Genomic DNA, 4,199 nt, shown 5'->3' on the forward strand with positions numbered 1-4,199 from the left:
TCCGACAGGAGGCCGTCCACACCCTCCCGGTCCGTGGTGTGGTCGTCCGCGAAACGACGGTCACCCGTCGCGTCCGGCACGTACTTCACACAGACAACGATCCTCAAGCTCACGGCCTTGTCTCCTGTACTGGTCTCGTCCGGCGGCTGCGGCGGTGCGAGCGGGCGCGAACACGGCACGCACCCGCCCCGGGCAGCGGATTCCCGTGCCGGTCCGGAACTTGCTGGCAGCATACTCGCCGGTAGCGCAGTGGTCACTACTGGCCAGTAGCTTATGCCGTGCGGCCACTCCGCCGCCTGCGCCCATCCTGCCCCAGCCCGGGGCCCGCTCCACCCGACGGGGCGGAACAAGTGCGGCCGGATTGCTCACACCGGGCTCGCGCCGCACTTCCACACCACCCGACGCTCACACCACCCGGCCGAGCGCCGCGATCACGTCCACCCGGCGCGGCTGCCCCGCCGCCCGCCGCACCACCCGGCCCTCCCCGTCCAGCACCAGGACGGTCGGCGTCCGCCGGACCTCCAGCCGCCGGACCAGCTCCAACCGCTCCTCGGCGTCCACCTCGACGTGCTCGACCCCGTCGACCATCCCGGCCACCTCGGAGAGCACCCGCCGGGTGGCCCGACAGGGCTGGCAGAAGGCCGTCGAGAACTGCACCAGCGTCGCCCGTACGCCGAGCGGCCCGCCCAGCTCGGCCTCCGACAGCCGTACCGCCCCGTCCTCGCTGCTCACCCTCGGCCTCCCGTCGCTCCCGGCCCGCGGCGGCCGGGCCCGGCCGCCGTCGAGGCACGACAACGCACGCCGTCGGCCGGGTCATCCCCCCAGTCTGCGGCAGCGCCCGCGGCGCCCGAAACGCGGTCGACCGCCGGGGCCGGTCCACGTACGATCGGCCGATGGACTCCGACCGTCGCCCAACGCCGCCGCCGGCCTGCCGTCGCGTCACCACCCGGGCCCGGTCCGCCGCCCGGCGAACACGCTGACGCCCCGCGCCGCCGCTCGCCGCTCGCCGCCGCCCGTCGCGATCTCCAGGAGCCCCCGTTGCAGACCGACCTCCGCGGCCCCCGCTTAGCCGCAGCGCTCAGCGCGTTCGTCCTGACCGTCGTCCTCTACACCGGCAGCTGCCCCCTCCTGGCTGCCCAGACCCTCGTCTTCGCCCTCGGCGCGTTCGGCGGCCTGCGACTGGCCCCCTACGTCCGACTGTTCCAGGTGCTGGTGCTCCCCCGGCTCGCACCGCCCTCCGAGACCGAGGACGACCGGACGCTCCGCTTCGACCAGGGCGTCCTCATGGTGTTCGCCACGGTCGGCGCCCTCGGCTACTGCGCCGAGGTCACCTGGCTCGGCGTGCTGGCCGGCGCGGCCGCCCTCACCGCCGCCCTCGGCAACGCCGCGTTCGGCTACTGCGTCGGCTGCGAGCTCTATCCCCTGGTCCGGCGCGCCCAGGGCCGCCTCACCGCCGGCGCCTGACGCGGGTGGGCGAAAAGTTCCCGTGGCAATCGATCACGGAGATCACACCGCCAATATCCGCTTGACCGCACGCCTCAGGTGACAGCAGGCACTCGTTCGGGGGATCATCTCCGTGAATCACCCGTGACCGCCGCGGAGTGCCGTGCTCCGGTCGGCACCACCCGCACAACGGAGCGGGTACCCGCCGAACCGGGCTCCGGCCCGTGGAAGTCAGGACTGACCGTGGCAGAGTTCGTGTACCCGCCGGTGATCGGCGCCGCACTCACCGCCTTCCGCGCGCTCGACGTGCGGATCAAGATCGTGGGCGCCGAACACATCCCCGCCAGGGGGGGAGCGGTACTGGTCAGCAACCACATCAGCTACCTGGACTTCCTCTTCGCGGGCCTCGGCGCGTACCGCGGCGGAAAGCGCAAGACCCGCTTCATGGCCAAGGACGACGTCTTCAAGCACCGGATCTCCGGCCCGCTGATGCGCGGCATGAAGCACATCCCGGTGGACCGCACCGACGGCCAGCCCGCGTACGACGCCGCCGTGCGCGCCCTCAAGGCCGGCGAGGTGGTCGGGGTGTTCCCCGAGGCGACCATCAGCCGCTCCTTCATGCTGAAGAAGTTCAAGACCGGCGCCGCCCGGATGGCCGCCGACTCCGGCGCCCCGCTGCTGCCCGTCGTGCTCTGGGGCACCCAGCAGCTCTGGACCAAGGGCCGCCCGAAGACCCTCACCAAGCGGCACGTCCCGGTCACCATCATGATCGGCGAACCGATCCACCTCGGGCCCGACGACAAGCCCGTCATGGTCACCCGGCGGCTGCGCGCCGCCATGAGCGAGATGCTCGACCAGGCCCAGCGCGAGTACCCCGGCAAGCCCTCCGGCCCGGACGACCGCTGGTGGCTGCCCGCCCAGCTCGGCGGCACCGCGCCCACCCTGGAGGTCGCCGAGGCCGAAGACGAGGCGGAGGCCCTCGCCAAGGCCGAGCGCCGCGCCGCCAGGGGTTGACCGCCAGGGGTTGACCGCCAGGGGTTGAGCCTCACCCTCCTGCCACCCTTCTACTCCGTGTGGCCGAGCGACCGCGGTCCGTCGCGTGTCGCCCGGTCGCCGGTGCCCCCCGTCTGACACAGTGACAGCTCCTTTCAGGGGCCTTCGTCCTGAATCCGCGGCGGGGGCCACACGTCGGAGCGGTCGAGAGGCTCGGAGGCGGAGATGGCACGGATCACCACCGGCACACGGCAGTCACCCACGGGCAGGGCCCGCACCCGCGCAAGCGCCGGTGCGGGCCTTCTGCTTCTGGGCACCCTGCTCACCGGCTGCGGCGCCGAACCCGGCGACATCCCGCTCTCGGAGCTCCGACCGGAGACCCCCGCCGCCACCGAGCCGACACCCGCCGCGACCCCCGGGGTGGTCGGCGCGGCCGTCGGAGCCCCCGCGGCCCCCGCGGCCCCCGCGCACAACGGGCTGATCGTCAGTCGCGCGTCCACCGACTCCTCCCGCACCAGCAGCGCGATCATCACCCTCTCCCCCGACGGCACCGGCCAGCACCAGGTCACCCAGCCGCCCGCCCGCGCCCTCGACGACCGCCCGGACTGGTCACCCGACGGCACCACCATCGCCTTCGACCGCACCGACCCGCATACCGGCACGGCCCGGCTCTGGACCGTCCCCACCGCCGGCGGCCCCGAGCACCAGATCAGCCAGCTCTGCGACGGCGCCACCGCAGACTGCACCAACGAGGACGAACGCGCCCCCGCCTTCTCCCCGGACGGCAAGCAGGTCGCCTTCAGCCGCTCCTGGGGCGCCCTCGACACGTCCGGCAGCCACCAGGTCCAGTACTCGGACCTCTACCTGATGAGCCCCGAAGGCACCGACGTCCAGCGGCTCACCTTCCTCACCAACGACAAGCCCTACTCCGGCGCGGTCAGCAACCCCAGCTGGTCCCCCGACGGCAAGCAGCTCACCTTCGAGTACCGCACCAGCGCCACCGGGCAGCCCGCCAACAGTCGCGCCATCTACGTCGTCAGCGCGGACGGCACCGGGCTGCGCCAGCTCACCCCCTGGGAACTGCGCGCCGGCGAGCGCGCGGACTGGTCCCCCGACGGCACCCGGATCCTCTTCACCACCTACCCGGCCGGCCCCGACAACGCCCCCGGCGGCGCCATCTACACCGTCCACCCCGACGGCAGCGCCGTCGGTGCCCTCACCCCCGCGACCTCCAACGCCTTCTTCGGCCCGGCCTCCTACGCTCCCGACGGCAAGTCCATCGTCTTCACCCAGGCCCCCTCGGGCGCCGGTGCCGACCTCTACAGCATGCAGGCCGACGGTACAGGCGTCACCCGCCTCACCAACAGCGCGGACAGGTGGCTGAGCCGACCCGCCTGGGGAACGGCGGACGTCCCGGCTGCTCCCGCCGATCAGGTTCAGGCGCCGCAGGCACCGCAGGCCCCCCAGGCCCCCCAGGCATCCCAGGCATCCCGGGCTCACCGGACGCCGCGGACGCCGCGGCCCGATGCCAGGCAGCCTGCCCAGGCCCAGGGGCAGACGTCCGCCGACAAGCCGCGGTCCGGGACGGAATCCGGCTCCAGGCCCGGGTCCGGGTCCGACGAATAGATCTCTCGGTTCCGAGAAATGCGAAAAGCCCCTGATCCAAACGGATCAGGGGCTTTTCAGAAGAATTGTTCGGCGGCGTCCTACTCTCCCACAGGGTCCCCCCTGCAGTACCATCGGCGCTGTGAGGCTTAGCTTCC

At 72.9% G+C, this 4,199-nt stretch carries 4 protein-coding genes and 1 pseudogene; 3 read left to right on the forward strand and 2 right to left on the reverse strand.

All coding sequences use genetic code 11. The annotated features are described in order from the left end of the window. Both ACGF13_RS40205 and ACGF13_RS40210 read right to left on the reverse strand, forming a co-directional pair. Positions 1-113: pseudogene (locus ACGF13_RS40205) on the reverse strand (electron transfer flavoprotein subunit beta); the annotation flags it as partial. Positions 114-405: 292 nt separating this feature from the next. Next, positions 406-732: a TlpA family protein disulfide reductase gene (locus ACGF13_RS40210; protein ID WP_392884596.1), complete on the reverse strand. Its 327-nt coding sequence runs from the start codon at positions 730-732 to the stop codon at positions 406-408. A gap of 306 nt (positions 733-1,038) precedes the next feature. On the opposite strand from ACGF13_RS40210, the gene ACGF13_RS40215 reads away from it, so the two are divergent. The 3 genes from ACGF13_RS40215 to ACGF13_RS40225 all read left to right on the forward strand — a co-directional run bounded on the left by ACGF13_RS40215 (position 1,039) and on the right by ACGF13_RS40225 (position 4,062). Next, positions 1,039-1,464: a DUF4395 domain-containing protein gene (locus ACGF13_RS40215; RefSeq protein WP_392884597.1), complete on the forward strand. Its 426-nt coding sequence runs from the start codon at positions 1,039-1,041 to the stop codon at positions 1,462-1,464. 222 nt (positions 1,465-1,686) lie between these two features. Then, positions 1,687-2,457 carry a lysophospholipid acyltransferase family protein gene (locus tag ACGF13_RS40220; protein ID WP_392884598.1) on the forward strand — a complete coding sequence of 257 codons (771 nt, stop codon included), beginning with the start codon at positions 1,687-1,689 and terminating at the stop codon, positions 2,455-2,457. Positions 2,458-2,661: 204 nt separating this feature from the next. Then, positions 2,662-4,062 (forward strand): TolB family protein, encoded by a 1,401-nt coding sequence (locus ACGF13_RS40225; RefSeq protein WP_392884600.1) that lies wholly within the window; start codon positions 2,662-2,664, stop codon positions 4,060-4,062. The last annotated feature ends 137 nt before the right edge of the window (positions 4,063-4,199 follow it).

Source organism: Kitasatospora sp. NPDC048286 (genome assembly GCF_043201735.1).
GTDB lineage: Bacteria > Actinomycetota > Actinomycetes > Streptomycetales > Streptomycetaceae > Kitasatospora.

Excerpts from the sequence above, each read along its gene's own strand:
- ACGF13_RS40225 (WP_392884600.1), top strand. The coding sequence starts at position 2,662 with ATGGCACGGATCACCACCGGCACACGGCAGTCACCCACGGGCAGGGCC.